The organism is Kitasatospora sp. NPDC048298 (assembly GCF_043201465.1).
Lineage (GTDB): Bacteria > Actinomycetota > Actinomycetes > Streptomycetales > Streptomycetaceae > Kitasatospora.
On sequence record NZ_JBICYZ010000010.1, the window covers coordinates 126,758 to 144,446 of the forward strand.

1 protein-coding gene is annotated in these 17,689 nt (G+C 77.2%); it reads left to right on the plus strand.

Annotated elements, in window-relative coordinates:
* The first annotated feature begins 23 nt into the window (after positions 1-23).
* Complete coding sequence (locus tag ACGF0D_RS11450) at positions 24-17,684, plus strand: non-ribosomal peptide synthase/polyketide synthase (RefSeq protein WP_392914944.1); 17,661 nt, start codon at positions 24-26, stop codon at positions 17,682-17,684.
* Positions 17,685-17,689: the final 5 nt, after the last annotated feature.

The window sequence follows — 17,689 nt, forward strand, 5'->3', positions numbered from 1 at the left end:
CCCCATCGGAAGGACCTTCCGCCATGGCCGACCGGCCTGCCCAGCCCGTGCGCCCGTTCGCTCCGCCGCAGGCCGGCGGCACCGCCGAAGCCCCGGGAGCCGTCGCACCCCGGACCCTCGACGCGCTGTTCGCCGCCCAGGCGGCCCGCACGCCCCACGCACCCGCGGTGACCGACGGCCGGCGCGCCTGGACGTACCAGGACCTCGCGGAACGCGTCGAGCGGCTGGCCCGCGAGCTGCGCCGGCGCGGCGCCGGCCCGGAGCGCACGGTGGCGCTGGTCCTGCCGCGCTCCATGGAACTCGTCGCCGCCGAACTGGCCGTCGTCCGGGCGGGCGCCGCCTTCCTGCCCGTGGACCCGGCCTACCCCGCCGAGCGGCGGGCGCTGATGCTCGCCGACGCCGACCCCGTGATCGTGCTGGACGACCCGGCCGCGGTCCGCGACACGCTGGAGACGGGCGACCCCGGCGACCCGGGCGTCCCGGCCGTGGCGGGCACCGACCACCCGGCGTACGTGATCTACACCTCGGGCTCCACCGGCACCCCCAAGGGCGTGGTCGTCACCCACCGCGGGATCGCCGGCTTCACCGCCGCCGCCGTCGAGAACTACGCGGTCCGGCCCGGGGACCGGGTGCTCCAGTTCTCCTCGCCCAGCTTCGACGCCTCCGTCCTGGAGCTGTTCGTCTCCGTCCTCACCGGCGCCACCCTGGTGATCCCCCCGGACGGCCCCTGGCTGGGCGAGGAACTCGCCGCCGTCCTGGACGAGCACCGCATCACCCACACCCTGATCCCGCCCGCCGCCCTGGCGACCGTCCCCGCCGGCGCCGGCCACCACCTGCGCACCCTGATCGTCGGCGCCGAGGCCTGCCCCGCCGAACTGGTCGACCGCTGGGCGCCCGGCCGACGCATGATCAACTCCTACGGCCCGACCGAGGCCACCATCGTCGCCACCTGGACCGGACCGCTCACCGCCGGCACCGGCACCCCCGGCATCGGCGACGCCCTGCCGCACGCCCGGGTGTACGTCCTCGACGAGGCCATGCGGCCCCAACCGGCCGGCGCCGACGGCGAGCTGTACCTCGGCGGCGAGGGCGTCGCCCGCGGCTACCTCGGCCGCCCCGGCCTGACCGCCGCGCGCTTCGTCGCCGACCCCTTCGGCCCGCCCGGCGCCCGGCTCTACCGCACCGGCGACCGGGCCCGCCGCAACGCCGACGGGGAACTGGAGTTCCTCGGCCGGCTCGACCGGCAGGTCAAGGTCCGCGGCTTCCGGATCGAGCCCGGCGAGATCGAGGCCGCGCTGCGCGCCCACCCCGCCGTCGACCAGGCCGTCGTCATCGTCCGCGAGGACGAGCCGGGCCACACCCGGCTGGTCGGCTACGCCACGCCCGCCGACCCCGGGCACGCCCCCGACCCGGCCGAGCTGCGCACCGCCCTGGCCGCCGCGCTGCCCGCCCACCTGGTGCCCGCCGCCGTCGTCGTCCTGGACGCGTTCCCGCTCACCCCACAGCTCAAGATCGACCAGCGGGCGCTGCCCGCGCCCGCCCGGCGCACCACCGCCGCACCGCTCGCCCCGCGCACCGGGCGGGAGCGGGACCTCGCCGCCATCTGGGCCGAGGTCCTCGGCCACGACGAGGTGGGCGCCGAGGACGACTTCTTCGACCTCGGCGGCGACTCCGTCCTCGCCGCCCGCACCCTGACCCGGATCGCCGAACGGCTGGGCGCCCGGCTCACCCTGCGGGACGTCTTCACCGCCCGCACCGTCGCCGCCCTCGCCCCGCTGCTCGACCAGCCGGCCACCGCCGCGCCGAACGAGCCCGTCCCGCCCGCCCCGCGCGGCGAGCCGCTGCCGCTGTCCAGCGCCCAGCGCAGGCTCTGGTTCCTGGACGACCTCACCCCCGGCGGCACCGCCAACAACACCGGCGTGGCCCTGCGGCTGCACGGCCCCCTCGACCGGGAGGCCCTCGGCCGGGCCCTGCGGCGGCTCACCACCCGGCACGACTCGCTGCGCACCACCGTCGCCACCGTCGACGGACGGCTCGTCCAGCGGGTCGCCGAACGGGCCGAACCGCCGCTGCGCACCGAGGACCTCGGCGCCCTGCCCGCCGGGGAGCGCGCCGCGGCGGCCGAACGCCTGCTGGCCGAGGAACTGGCCCGGCCCTACGACCTGGCCACGGGCCCGCTCACCCGGCTGCTGCTGATCCGGCTCGCCGCCGACGAGCACCTGCTGCTGCTGGCGCAGCACCACATCGTCACCGACGGCTGGTCGGTGGGCGTCCTCACCCGCGAACTGGCCGAACTCCACCGCGCGGAGGCCGCCGGCGAACCGGACACCCTGCCCGCCCCCGCCCTCCAGTACCCCGACTACGCCCACTGGGAGCAGCACCGCCGCACCGACCACGCACCGGACCTCGCCTACTGGAAGCGCACCCTGGCAGGCCTGCCGACCCTGCGGCTGCCCACCGACCGCCCCCGGCCCGCCCAGCGCGCCGGCCACGGTGCCGCGCACCGCCACCACCTCCCGGCCGAACTGGTCGAGCGGCTGCGCCACCTCGCCGCAGGCCGCGGCACCACCGTGTTCACCCTGTTCGCCGGGGCGTCCGCGCTGCTGCTCTCGCGCTACTCCGGCCAACGGGACGTGGCCCTCGGCACCGTCACCAACGGGCGGGAGCGGCGGGAACTGGAGGAGGTGACCGGCTTCTTCGTCAACACCGTGGTGCTGCGCGGCGACGTGGACGAACGGGCCACCGTCGACCGCTTCGTGGAGAGCATGCGCACCACCCTGCTGGACGCCTTCGCCCACGCCGAGGTGCCCTTCGACCGGGTGGTCGAGGAACTGGCCCCGCCCCGCGACCCCAGCCGGACCCCGCTGGTCCAGGTCGTCGTCGTCCAGCAGACCCCCACCACCCCGGCGCCCACCGGCGGACTGCGTTTCACCGACCACCCGCTGCCCCGCCCGGCCGCCCGCTTCGACCTGGTGCTGGAGTTCACCCCCGACGAGGCCGGCGGCTGCACGCTGACGGTGGAGTACGACACCGACCTGTTCGACCGGCGGACCGTGACCGCGCTGGCGGACCGGCTGCACCACCTGCTGGCCGGGATGGCGGACGGGCCGCAGCGCACCCTCGCCGAACTGCCGATGATCCCCGAGGCGGAGCAGCGGGCGCTGCTCGACGCCCGGAAGGCACCCGTGGAGCTCCCGGGCGTCCTGGCGGCGGCACTGCCCGGGTGGACCGGGGCGTACGTCCTCGACCGCGGGCTGCGACCCCAACCGGTGGGCGTCCCGGGCGAGTTGTACCTCGCCGGGGACTTCCCCCAGCAGCAGGGGCTCGTCGCCGACCCGTACGGAGCGCCGGGGGAGCGGCTCCACCGCACCGGGGAGCTGGTGCGGTGGACGGCCGACGGCGAACTGGAGCACCTCGGCCGGGTCGAGCACTGGGCCGAGCCCCGGGGGCTACAGACCGACCCGGAGGAGGCGGCGCAGGCGCTGCGGCGCTGCCCGGGCGTGGCCGAGGCGGCCGTCGTCCTCACCGAGGGCACCGGGCGGCTGGTCGGCTACGCCGTGCCCGTCCCCGGCGGCCGGATCGAGCCCGAGGCGGTGCGCCGCACCCTCGCCCTGACCCTGCCCGACCACCTGGTCCCCGCCGTCGTGGTGCCGCTGACCGCCCTGCCGCTGGGCCCCGACGGCACCCTCGACCGCGGCCGGCTGCCCGACCCGGGACCGGTCGCGCCCGCCACCCGCCACGTCGCCCCCCGCACGCCCGCCGAACGCGCGCTCGCCGGCATCTGGGCCGAGGTGCTGCGGCTGGAGCGGGTCGGCGCCGACGACAACTTCTTCGACCTCGGCGGCGACTCCATCCTCGGCATCCAGGTGGTGGCCCGCTCCCGGCAGGCCGGACTGGCGGTGACCTCCCGGGACCTCTACCGTCACCAGACCGTCGCCGCGCTCGCCCTGGCCGCGGAGGACGCCCAGGCCCCGGCCGCCCCCGCGCCGGTCGCCGCCACCGGCGACGCCGTGCCGACCCCGATCCAGCGCTGGTGGTTCGAGCTGGCCGCCGGCCGGGCCGGCCACTTCGGCCAGGCGCTCTCCCTGCTGCTGCCCGACGACCTCGACCGGGCGGCGCTGGAGGACGCCCTGAACGACCTGGTCGCCCACCACGACGCGCTGCGCTCGGCCTTCACCGCCCCGGACGACGCCGGGGCCGTCCGGTGGCGGATCCAGGATCCGGCCGCCCGGATCCCCCTGCCCCGGCACACCGGCCCGGACCGCGACACCCCGCACTTCGGCCCCTACGACCTGGGCGGCGGCGGGCCGCTGCTGCGCGCCGTGCTGCACGAGCGCGCCGAGGGGCGCCCGCCCGTCCTGCACCTGGCGGTGCACCACCTGGTGGTGGACGGGGTCTCCTGGCGGGTGCTGCTGGAGGACCTCGACACCGCCTACCGCGCCCGCCGCGACGGCCGGGACGGGGCCGCCGCGCTTCCGGCGAAGTCCTCCCCGCTGCGGCAGTGGTCCGAGCGGCTGAGCGACTTCGCCGCCGGGGGCGGCTTCGAGGACGAGAGCGCCTACTGGGCGCGGGCCGTTCCCGCGCCGAGCGCCGAGCCGTTCGCGGCGGAGCTGGACGGCCCGGACACCTACGCCACCGAACGCTCCGTCACCGTCCGGCTGAGCGCCGCCGACACCGCCGCCCTGCTGCGCACCCTGCCCGACACCTACCGCACCCAGGCCAACGACGTGCTGCTGAGCGCGCTCGGCCGGGCGCTGTGCGCGGAGAGCGGCCTGGAGCGGGTCGTGGTGGACGTCGAGGGCCACGGGCGCGAGGAGCTGTTCCCCGACCTCGACCTCAGCCGTACGGTCGGCTGGTTCACCACCCGCCACCCCGTCGCCCTGGCCGCCCCCGCCGGAGCCGACTGGGACACCGTCCTCAAGCAGGTCAAGGAGCAGCTGCGGGCCGTCCCCCGGCGCGGCCTCGGCTTCGAGGCGCTGCGCCACCTCGGCCGCCCCGGCACCGCGCCCGAGATCCCGCCGGCCCGGATCGGCTTCAACTACCTGGGCCGCATCGCCCTGCCGGACGACCAGGACGGGCTGTTCCGCGGCACCTTCCGGCCGCTGGAGCTGGACGCCGACCCGGCCGTCGAACGCCCCCACCCGCTGGAGGTGGTCGGCCGCCTGGACGGCGACGCGCTGGAGTTCACCTGGTTCCACTCCGCCGCCGTCCACCGCGGCGGGACCGTCGAGGCGCTGGCCCGGCGCTTCGCCGCGGAGCTGGCCGACCTCGCCCGCCACGCGGCCCGCCCCGGCGCCGCCGGGCGCACCCCGTCCGACTTCCCGCTGGCCCGGCTCGACCAGGCGGCGGTCGACCGGATCACCGGCGCCGACCCGGGCGCGGTGGAGGACGTCCTGCCGCTCACCCCGACCCAGTCCGGCATGCTCTTCCACGGCCTCGCCGAGGAGGACAGCGGCGCCTACTTCCAGCAGCTGGACTTCGTCCTCGACGGGGTGCCCGACCCGGCGCGCCTCGCCGAGGCCTGGCAGTGGGTCACCGACCGCACCGCGGTGCTGCGCGCCCACGTCCGCTGGCAGGAGGTGCCCGAGCCGCTGCTGGTGGTGCACCGCCGGGTGGCCGTGCCCGTCACCCACCTGGACTGGCGCGAGCTGCCCGAGGAGGAGCGCCGCACCCGGACGGCCGAACTGCTGGACCGCGACCGGGCCCGCGGCCTCGACCTGGCGAAGGCCCCGCTGCAGCGGCTGCTGCTGATCCGGCTCTCGGACGGCCGGGTGCGGGTGCTCTGGTCCTTCCACCACCTGGTGCTGGACGGCTGGAGCCTGTTCCAGGTGCTCTCCGACGTCTTCGCGGTGCACGCCGCCCTGGTCCGTTCGGGAGCCGCCCTGGCCGGCCCGGGAGCGGAAGTCCCGTACGGCACCGTGCCGGAGCGCCGCCCCTACCGCGACTACCTGGCCTGGCTGGCCGAGCGCGACCACGCCGAGGCCGAACGGCACTGGCGCACCCGCCTCGCCGGACTGGCCGAGGCCACACCGCTGCCGTACGACCGGGAGCCGGTGCGCAGCCACCGCGCGGAGTCCACCCGGGCCGTGCCGTTCACCCTGCCCGCCGCCGCGACCAGGGCCCTGGAGGACCTCGCGCGCGGCTCCGGGCTGACCCTCAACACGCTCGTCCAGGGCGCCTGGGCGGTGCTGCTGGGCCGCCAGGCCGGGCGGGCCGAGGTGGTGTACGGCACCACCTCCTCCGGGCGGCCGCCCGAGCTGCCCGGCGTCGAGACGATGACCGGCCTGTTCATCACCACCCTGCCGACCCGCACCACGCTGCCCGCCGACGGCACCCTGCTCGACTGGCTGCGGGCCCTCCAGCGCGAGCAGAGCGAGGACCGGCGGCACGGCTTCGTCCCGCTCGTCCGGATGCGATCCTGCACCGAACTGCCCGAGCAGACCGCCCTGTTCGACAGCCTGGTGGTCTTCGAGAACTACCCGGTCGACGAGGACGCGGCCGACGCCCACGGCCTGCGGCTGCGCGAGCTGGACGGCATCGAGACCACCAACTACCCGCTCGCCCTGCTGGCCTACCCGGGCCCGGAACTGTCGCTGCGGCTCTGCTACGACCCGCGGCTGTTCGACGAAGCCACGGTGCGCAGGCTCGCCGGGCAGCTCACCGCCGTCCTGGCGGGCCTGCCCGAGGGCGCCCACCGCCCGCCCGCGCGGCTGCCGCTGCTGACCGGGCAGGAGCGCCGGCGCGTCCTGGTCGACTGGAACGCCACCGCCGCCGAGGAGCCCGCCGCCGACATCGCCGAGCTGTTCGCCGCCCAGGTGCTCCGCACCCCCGGCGCGATCGCCCTGGAGGCCGGCGACCGACACCTGACGTACCGCGAACTCGACGCCCTGGCCGCCGAGCTGGCCGCACGGCTGACCGCGCACGGGGTCCGGGTCGAGCAGCCCGTCGGGGTGCTGATGGAACGCTCCGTCGACCTGGTCGTCGCCCAGCTGGCGCTGGTCCGCACCGGCGGGGTGTACGTGCCGCTGGACGGCCGGGCGCCGCGCGAGCGGCTGCACCGGATGCTGGCCGAGGCCGGCGCGGACCTGCTGCTCACCGACGCCCACCGGGCGGGTGCGGCCGCCGAACTGCGCCCCGCCGAGCGGGTGCTGCGGGTGGACCTGCCCGGCGACCGGCAGGCCCCGGCCCCGGCCCCGGCGGCCGTCCACCCCGACAACGTCCAGTACCTGATGTTCACCTCGGGCTCCACCGGCACCCCCAAGGGCGTCGCGGTGCGCCGCCGGGACGTCGCCGCACTCGCCCTGGACCGCGCCTTCGCCGGCCACGACCGGGTGCTGGTGCACTCCCCGCACGCCTTCGACGCCGCCACCTACGAACTCTGGGTGCCGCTGCTGCGCGGCGGCACCGCCGTCCTCGCCCCGCCGCAGGACCTGGACGCCGCCGCCGTCCGGCACGCCGTCACCGAGCGGGGCGTGCGCTTCCTGTGGCTGACCGCCGGCCTGTTCCGGCTGCTCGCCCAGGAGGACCCGGGCTGCCTGCGCGGCGCCCGCGAGGTGTGGACCGGCGGCGAGGCGGTGCCCGGCGCCGCCGTCCGCAAGGTCCTGGCGGCCTGCCCCGGCCTCACCGTGGTCGACGGCTACGGCCCGACCGAGACCACCACCTTCGCCACCCGCCGGGCCTTCCGGGCCGGCGACGACCTGCCCGCCGTCCTGCCGATCGGCCGCCCGCTGGACAACACCCGGGTGTACGTCCTGGACGGCGCGCTCCAGCCGCAGCCCCCGGGCGTCACCGGCGAGCTGTACATCGCCGGGGCCGGCCTCGCCCGCGGCTACGCGGGCCGCCCCGGCGAGAGCGCCGCCCGCTATCTCGCCGACCCCTTCGGCCCGCCCGGCGGCCGGATGTACCGCACCGGCGACACCGTCCGGTGGAGCGAGGACGGCGAACTGCACTTCGTCGGCCGCGCCGACGACCAGATCAAGATCCGCGGCTTCCGGATCGAACCCGCCGAGATCGAGGCCAGGCTCACCGCCCACCCGGCCGTCGCCGAGGCCGTCGTCTCGCTGCACCAGGACGCCGGACGCAAGCGCCTCGCCGCCCACCTAGTGCCCGCCGAGGGCGCCGAGCCGCCCGGCGCCGCCGAACTGCGCGCCCACCTGGCCGCCGACCTGCCCGACTACATGCTGCCCGCGGCCTTCGTCACCCTGCCCGAACTCCCGCTCACCGCCAACGGCAAGGTGGACCGCCGCAGGCTCCCCGTCCCCGACTGGTCGGCGGGCGGCGACCGCCCCCACCGCGCCCCCGGCACCGACCGCGAACGGCTGCTCGCCGCGATCTGGTCCGAGCTGCTCGGCGTCGAACGGGTCGGGCTGGACGACGACTTCTTCCTGCTCGGCGGCGACTCCATCCTGAGCATCCAGGTCGTCTCCCGGGCCCGCGCCGCCGGACTCGCGCTCTCCCCGCGCGACCTCTTCCGGCACCCCACCGTCGCCGCCCTGGCCGCGGCCGCCGGCAGCGCCGTCACCGTGGCCGGCACCGAACCCGTCAGCGGCGAGGTCGGCCTGACGCCGATCCAGCACTGGTTCCTCGACCCGAACCCGCCGCACGCCGGGCAGTTCGACCAGTCCGTCGTGGTGGAGGCCCCCGGCGCCGTCGACCCGCAGGCCCTGCGCCGGGCGCTGGCCGCCCTGTGGGCGCACCACGACGCGCTGCGCTCCCGCTTCACCCGCGCCGAGGACGGCACCTGGCGGCAGCACTGCGCCCCCGCCGACGAGGCCGCCCCCGAGCTGCTGGAGGTGTGCGCGCCGGGCGCCGCGGACGAGGCCGCGGACCGCTCCTTCCGGCTGGACGGCGGCCCGCTGCTCACCGCCCGTCTCCTCACAGGTGACGGCACCCGGCCCGACCGGCTGCAGCTGGCCGTCCACCACCTGGCCGTCGACGGCGTCTCCTGGCGGGTCCTGCTGGAGGACCTGGAGACCGCCTACCGGCAGGCCGTCGAGGGCCGCCCGCTGCGGCTGCCCGCCCGCACCAGCTCCGTCCGGGAGTGGGCCCGCCGGCTGGCCGGGCACACCGCGGCCGGCGGCTTCGCCGGACAGCGCGCCCACTGGGCGGCCGCCGCCCGGGCCTGTGCCGAGCCGCTGCCGGTGGACGGCGAGGGCGGCAACACCGCCGCCGACCTGCGCGAGGTGACCGTCCGGCTGGACCGCGAACGCACCGACGCCCTGCTGCGCCACGTCCCCGCCGTCTACCGCACCCGGATCGACGACGTGCTGCTCACCGCGCTCGGCCGGGTGCTCGCCGACTGGACCGGACGCCGCACCGTCGCCGTCGGCCTGGAGGGCCACGGCCGCGAGGACGGCCTGTTCGACGGCCTCGACCTGTCCCGTACGGTCGGCTGGTTCACCTCGCTCTTCCCCGTCGCCCTGGACGTCCCGGCGGGCGACTGGGGCACGGCGCTCAAGGCCGTCAAGGAACAGCTGCGGGCCGTGCCCGACCGCGGCCTCGGCTACGGCGCGCTGCGCCACCTCGCCCGGGACGGGGCGCTCGCCGACGCGCCCGCCCCCGGCATCAGCTTCAACTACCTGGGCCGCTTCGACTGGTCCGCCGACGGCGCCGCCCTGGTCCGCGCCGTCCCAGGCGGCCTCGGCGGCACGGAGGCCCCCGGCACCGAGCGCCCCCACCTGCTGGACGTCGTCGCCCGGGTCGAGGACGGTCGGCTGGAGATCGGCTGGTACTTCAGCGCCGGCCGGCACCACGCGAGCACCGTCGACGGGCTGGCGCGGGCCATGCTGGGCGCGCTGGAGGAGATCGTCGCCCACTGCGCCGAGCCCGGCGCCGGCGGCCGCACCCCGTCCGACTTCCCGCTCGCCCGGCTCGACCAGGCGGCGGTGGATCGGATCGCCGGGGACGGCCGATCCGTCGCCGACGTCTACCCGCTGACGCCGATGCAGGCCGGGATGCTCTTCCACAGCCTGCTCGACCCGGACGGCGACACCTACGTCAACCAGGTGCAGCTGGTGCTGTCCGGGGTCACCGACCCGCACGCGCTGGCCGAGGCCTGGCAGCAGACCGCCGACGCCAACGCCATCCTGCGCACCCGGCTCAGCTGGCAGGACGGCGCCGAACCGCTCCAGGTCGTCCGGCACCGGGCCGCCGTCCCGGTGACCCACCACGACTGGAGCGGCCGCCCCGCCGAGCAGGTCGAGCGGGACACCGCCCGGCTGCTCGCCGAGGACCGCGCGGCCGGGCTCGACCTCGGCGTCGCGCCGCTGCTGCGGCTGACCCTGATCCGGCTGACCCCGACCCGGGTGCGGGTGGTGTGGACCTTCCACCACGTGCTGCTCGACGGCTGGAGCGCCGCCCAGGTCTTCGACGAGGTCTGCGAGCGCTACGCCGCCCTCACCGCCGGCCGCGCCCCCGCCCCGGTGGAGCGTGCGCCCTACGCCGACTACCTGCGCTGGCTGGCCGGCCAGGACCGGGCGCAGGTCGAGGGGTACTGGCGCGACACCCTGGCCGGCTTCCCCGCCCCCACCGAACTGCCCCGGGACCGCCGCCCGGCCGGCGCCCACCGCGCCTCCTCCTCGGCCTCGGTACGGGTCGCGCTCGGCCCCGAGCTGTCCGACCGGCTGCGCGACACCGCCCGGCAGGCCGGGCTGACCGTCAACACCGTGCTCCAGGGCGCCTGGGCGCTGCTGCTCTCCCGCTACGGCGGCGGGCAGGACGTGGTCTTCGGCACCATCGTCTCCGGCCGGCCCGCCGAACTGCCCGGCGTCACCTCGATGGTGGGGCTGTTCATCAACGCCCTGCCGACCCGGGTGCGGATCGACGCCGCCCGCCCGCTGCTGGACTGGCTGCGGGAGGTGCAGGACCAGCAGTCCGAGGCCCGCCGGCACGACGCCGTCTCGCTGGCCCAGCTCCAGGGCTGGAGCGAACTGCCCGGCGGCACCGCCCTGTTCGACAGCATCGTGGTCTTCGAGAACTACCCCTTCGACGCCGAGTCGCTGACCAGGCACGGCCTCGGCGTGGAGACCGAGCACGTGCTGGAGCCGACCAGCTACCCGCTCAGCGTGGTGGTGGCACCCGGCGCGGACATCGAGGTCAGCCTGGACCACGACCCGGCCGCCTTCGACGCCGCCACCGTCGAACGGCTCGGCGCGAGCCTGCGCACCCTGCTCGCGGGGATGGCCGCCGGCCTCGACCGGACGGCCGGCGACCTGCCGCTGCTGGACCCGGCCGAGGGGCGCGCCCTGCTGGACCGCCTCGCCGGCCCGGTGCGCGAGGCGCCCCGGCGGACCGTGCCGCAGGCCTTCGCCCGGCAGGCCGCCCGCACCCCCGACGCCCCGGCCGTCCGCTCCGGCGACGAACAGCTGACCTACCGGGAGCTGGACGAACGCTCCAACCGGCTGGCCCGGCTGCTGATCGAGGCCGGGGCCGGCCCCGAGCGCTTCGTCGCGCTCGCCCTGCCCCGCACCGTCGAGCTGGCCGTGGCACTGCTCGCGGTGCTCAAGAGCGGCGCCGCGTACCTGCCCGTCGACCCCGGCTACCCGGCCGAGCGGATCGCCTACCTCTTCGAGGACGTCCGGCCCGACGCCGTGGTCACCGGCGCGGACGCCGGGCAGCGGCTGCCGGACGGCCCGTACGCCCGGATCGTCCTGGACGACCCCGCCTGCCGGGAACGGCTCGCCGCCGCCCCCGCCGAGCCCGTACGCGAGGAGGAGCGGCACGGCGCCCTGCTCCCGGAGCACCCCGCGTACGTCATCCACACCTCCGGCTCGACCGGCCGCCCCAAGGGCGTGGTGGTCGCCCATGCCTCGGTGCTCGCCCTGACCGACTGGGCCGCCGCCGAGTTCGCCGGCCACGGCCTGGAGCACGTGCTCGCCGCCACCTCGCTCAACTTCGACGTCTCGGTGTTCGAGATCTTCGCGCCGCTGCTCTCCGGCGGCCGCGTGGAACTGCTGCGCGACCTGCTGGCCCTGGCCGAGCGGCCCGGCCCGCTGCGCGCGGGCCTGCTGAGCGCCGTGCCCTCCGCGCTCGGCGGACTGCTCGCCGACGGCACCGTCCACCTCGCCGCGGACACCGTGGTGCTGGCCGGCGAGGGACTGCCCGCCCGCACCGTGCGCCAGGTCCGCGAGGCCGTCCCCGGCTGCCGGGTGCTCAACATCTACGGCCCCACCGAGGCCACCGTCTACGCCACCGCCCACACCTGCGACCCCGCCGACCCGGACCGCGACCCGCCGATCGGCCGGCCCGTCGGCGGCGCCCGCGCCTACGTCCTGGACGAGCGGCTGCGCCCGGTGCCCGTCGGCGCGCCGGGGGAGCTGTACCTGGCCGGCACCGGCGTGGCACGCGGCTACCTGCGCCGCCCCGGGCTGACCGCCGGGCGCTTCCTGCCCGACCCGTACGGCCCGCCCGGCAGCCGGATGTACCGCACCGGCGACCGGGTGCGCTGGAGCGCCGACGGCGAACTCGACTACCTCGGCCGCGCCGACGACCAGGTCAAGGTGCGCGGCTTCCGGATCGAACTCGGCGAGGTCGAGGCCGCGCTGGCCCGCCACCCCATGGTGGCGGCCGCGGCCGCCCGGGTGGTCGACCAGGACGGCCACAAGCGGCTGGTCGGCTACGCGGTGCCGCGCGACGGCGCCCTGCCCGACCCGCGCGAGTGGCGGGACTTCCTCGGCCGCACCCTGCCCGACCACCTGGTGCCCGCCCTGGTGGTGCCGCTGGAGCGGCTGCCGCTCGGCGCCACCGGCAAGCTGGACCGGCGCGCCCTGCCCGTCCCCGTCCCCGCCGCCCAGGGCACCGGGAGCGACCGGCAGCCGGGCACCGACACCGAGCGGGCCCTCGCCGCGATCTGGCGCGAGGTGCTCGGCGTGCCCGAAGTGAGCGCCGACGACAACTACTTCGCCCTCGGCGGGGACTCCATCCTCGGCATCCAGATCGTTTCGGCGGCCCGCCGGGCCGGCCTCGCGCTGACCCCCCGCCACCTGTTCGCCCACCAGACCCTGGCCGAACTCGCCCGCGCCGCCGAACGGTCGCCGCGCCCCGAGCAGGCCGCCGACCAGGGCGCCGTCACCGGCGACGCCCCACTCACCCCCGTCCAGCACTGGCTGCTGGACACCCTCGACGGCGACCCGGCCCGGCTCACCCAGTCCGTCTCCTTCACCCTCGCCCCCGACACCGACGAGCCCACCCTGCGCGCCGCCCTGGCCGCCGTCCTGGACCACCACGACGCCCTGCGGATGCGCTACGAACCGCTCGCCGACGGCCGGTGGCGCCAGCACGGCACCGCCCCCGGCCAGGCCCCCGACCTGCGCGTCCACGAGGCCGCCGGGGGCGAGCGGCGGGAGGCCGTCCTGCGGGAGCTCGGCGAGCGCCTGGCCGACGGCTTCGACCTGGCCGCCGGACCGCTGCTGCGGGCCGCGCTCTGCCGCTTCCCCGGCGAGCCCCGCCCGGTGCTGCTGCTGGCCGCGCACCACCTGGTCGTCGACGCGGTGTCCTGGAGGATCCTGCTGGAGGACCTGGAGCGCGCCCACCGCGCCCTGGCCGCGGGCGAGCTGCCCGACCTCGGCGCCAAGACCACCTCCTTCCGGGCCTGGGCCGAGCGGCTCTCCGCGCACACCGCGGCCGGCGGCTTCGACCAGGAACTCCCGTACTGGCAGGGCCTGGTGGACGACACCCCGCCCACCGGCCTGGACGACACCCTGCCCACCGACCTGGACGGCGCCAACACCGCCGACACCGAGGAGTCACTCACCTTCGCCCTGGGCGCCGAGGACACCCGCCGACTCCTCCAGGACGTCCCCGACGCCTACCGCACCCGGGTCAACGACGTCCTGCTCTGCGCCCTCGGCCGGGTCCTGGCCCGCTGGACCGGACGCAGCCGGGTGCTGGTCGCCCTGGAGGGCCACGGCCGCGAGGAACTCCTCGACGGCGTCGACCTGTCCCGCACCGTCGGCTGGTTCACCACGATGTACCCCGTCGCCCTGGACGTGCCCCCGGGCGCCGACACCGGCACCGCCCTGAAGGCCGTCAAGGAGAGCCTGCGCGCCGTCCCGGGCGGCGGCCTCGGCCACGGCGCCCTGCGCCACCTGCGGCCCGTGCCGGGCCTGGCCCTGCCGCGGATCGGCTTCAACTACCTGGGCCGGCAGGACCGGACCGCCACCCCCGGCGGCCTGCTGCACGCCCCGGCCGGCCCGCTCACCGGCGGCATGGACCGCACGGCCCGCCGCCCCCACCTGCTGGACGTGCTCGGGCAGGTCACCGAGGGCCGGCTCTCCTTCACCTGGTCCTACTCCCGCGCGGTGCACCACGGCGGGACGGTCGCCAGGCTGGCCGCCGAACTGCTGGACGAGCTGCGGGAGATCGTCCGCCACTGCGCCGAACCCGGCGCCGGCGGCCGCACCCCCTCCGACTTCCCGCTGGCCGGCCTCGACCAGGCCGCCGTCGACCGACTGGCCGGCAGCGGACGGGAGGTGACGCAGATCCAGCCGCTCACCCCCACCCAGACCGGCATGGTGGTGCACGGCCTGGACGAGGCCGAACACGGCCTGTACGTCGAGCAGATCACCTTCGTCCTGGACGGCGCCCGGGACGTGGGCCTGCTGGCCGCCGCCTGGCAGCACGTCGTCGACCGCACCCCGGTGCTGCGCACCTCCGTGGTGCTGCGCGACGTCCCCGTACCGCTCCAGCTGGTCCACCGTGAGGCCGCGCTGCCGGTCACCGAACACGACTGGAGCGCCCTGACGGCGGCCGAACAGCGCGACCGGCTGGAGGAGTTGCTCGCCGACCGCCGGGGCCGGCCGCTCGCCCTGGACCGGGCCCCGCTGCTGAGGCTCGACCTGATCCGGCTCGGCCCGGACGCCGTCCGGGTGGTGTGGGAGTTCCACCACGTGCTGCTGGACGGCTGGAGCGTCTTCCACGTCCTCGCGGACGTGCTGGCCGCCCACGCCGCCCTCGCCCGTGGCGAGCGGCCCGCCCTGCCCGAGCGCCGGCCCTTCGCCGACTACGTCGGCTGGCTCGCCGCCCGCGACACCGCCGCCGCCGTCGAGCACTGGCGCGGCGTACTGGCCGACCTCACCGCCCCCACCGCGCTGCCCTACGACCGCCGGCCCGCCCCGGGCGACACCGCCCGCTCCGGGGACTGGCTCTCGCACCGGCTGGACGAGGCGAGCACCGAGCGGCTCCAGGAGTTCGCCCGCCGCCACCGGCTGACCCTCAACACCGTGGTCCAGGGCGCCTGGGCGCTGCTGCTGTCGCGCTGGAGCGGCGAACGGCGGGTCTGCTTCGGCACCACCGTCTCCGGCCGGCCCACCGACCTGCCCGGCTCCGACGACATCGTCGGCCTGTTCATCACCACCCTGCCGGCCCGGGTCGCCGTCGACGGCCGGCAGCCGTGCGCCGACTGGCTGCGCGCCCTCCAGGAGGAGCAGGCCGAAGACCGCCGCCACGACCACCTGCCGCTGGCGCGGATGCACGGGCTGAGCCAGGTCCCGCCGGGCACCGAGCTGTTCGACAGCCTGGTGGTCTTCGAGAACTACCCGGTCGGCGACGCCACGGCCGGCGCGTACGGCCTGCTGGTACGCGAACTGGACGCCCGGGAGGCCACCAACTACCCGCTCACCGTGGTCGTCTCGCCCGGCGAGCGGCTCGCCGTGGAACTCGGCCACGACCCCCGCCACCTCGACCGGGAGACCGCAGGCCGCCTCGCCGACCAGCTGCTGCACACCCTGTCCGCGCTGGCCGACTCGGACGGCACCACCCCGCTGGACGAGCTGGACCTGCTGCCGCCCGGCGAACGCGAGCGGCTGCTGCGTGGCCCGGCCCGCCCGGCGCTCGCCCCGGTGCCCCCGATGACCCTGCCCGCCCTGGTCGAGGCCGCCGCGGACCGGTGGCCGCGGGCCGTCGCCCTGAGCGCCGCCGGCCGGGAGCTGACCTACGCCGAGGCCGAGGCCCACGCCGACCGCCTCGCCCACCGGCTGATCGCGCGCGGCGCCGGCCCCGGGGAGATCGTCGCCCTGCTGCTGCCCCGATCGGCGGACACCGTGCTCGCCGAACTGGCCGTGGCGAAGACCGGCGCCGCGTTCCTGCCCGTCGACCCGCACTACCCCGAGGAGCGGATCGAGGCGATGCTGCGCGACGCGGCGCCCGCCCTGACCCTGGACGCCAAGGATGTCGCCGAACTCCTGGCCGCCTCGGACGGAGCCCCGGACCACCGCCCGACCGACGCCGACCGGACCCGCCCGCTCGACCCGGACGACCCGGCCTACGTCATCTTCACCTCCGGCTCCACCGGCACCCCCAAGGGCGTCGTCGTCACCCACCGCGGCCTGGCCGCCTTCGCCGCCGCCGAGGCCGAGCACTACCGGATCGCCCCCGGGGACCGGGTGCTGGCCTTCGCCACCCCCAGCTTCGACGCCTCGGTGCTCGAACTGTGCCTGGCCCTGCCGCACGGCGCCCGGCTGGTGGTGCCCGAGCCCGGCCCCCTGCTCGGCGCCCAACTGGCCGGGCTGCTGCGGGCGGAGGGCATCACCCACACCCTGCTGCCGCCCGCCGCCCTGGCCACCCTGCCGGCCGACACCCCCGGCAGCCTGCCCGCGCTGAAGACCCTGATCGTCGGCGCCGAGGCCTGCGGCGCCGAGCTGGTCGCCCGCTGGGCCCCGCACCACCGGATGGTCAACTCCTACGGCCCCACCGAGGCCACCGTGGTCGCCACCTGGTCCGCGCCGCTGACCGCGGACGGCGCCGCCCCGCCGATCGGCCGCCCGCTGCCCGCCACCGGCGCGTACGTCCTGGACGCCCGGCTGCGGCCGGTGCCCGACGGCGTTCCCGGCGAACTGTGGCTCAGCGGACCGGCCCTGGCCCGCGGCTACCTCGGCCGCCCCGGCCTGACCGCCGCCCGCTTCACCGCCGACCCGTACGGGCCGCCCGGCACCCGGATGTACCGCACCGGGGACCTGGTGCGCCGCGACCGCCACGGCGAACTGCACTACCTGGGCCGCACCGACCACCAGCTCAAACTGCGCGGACACCGGATCGAGGCGGGCGAGGTGGAGGCCGTGCTGACCCGCCACCCGGCCGTGCTGGACGCCGTGGTGAGCATCCGGGAGGACGAGCCCGGGCTGCCCCGGCTGGTCGCCCACCTGCTGGCCGCCCCCGGCACCGAACCACCGACCGGCGCCGAACTGCGCGCCCTGGCCGCCCGCTCGCTGCCCGGGCACATGGTGCCCTCGGCCTTCGCCGTGCTGGAGCGCTTCCCGCTCACCGCGAGCGGCAAGACCGACCGCGCCGCCCTGCCCGCCCCCGCACCGGAGGAGGCCGGGCCGGCCGGGCGGGTCGCGCCCCGCACCCCCACCGAGGAGGCGGTGGCGGAGATCTGGGCCGAGACCCTGCACACCGCCGTCGGCGCCACCGACGACTTCTTCCAGCTGGGCGGCGACTCCATGCGCGCCCTGCTGATCGCCTCTCGGGCCAACGACGCCTTCGGCGTCACGCTCACCCCCCGCGACGTGCTGGTCTCCCGCACCGTGGCCGCCCTGGCCGACCTGGTGGAGGACCTGGTGCTCAGCGAACTCGAAGCCGCCGCGCTGGACGGACTCGATGCCGCCGCGCTGGACGGACCGGAGGAGTCCGCCCCCGGCAACCCCGACGAAGCCGCCGACTCCGGCCGCCCCGACGATGACGAACGGTGAGGAGC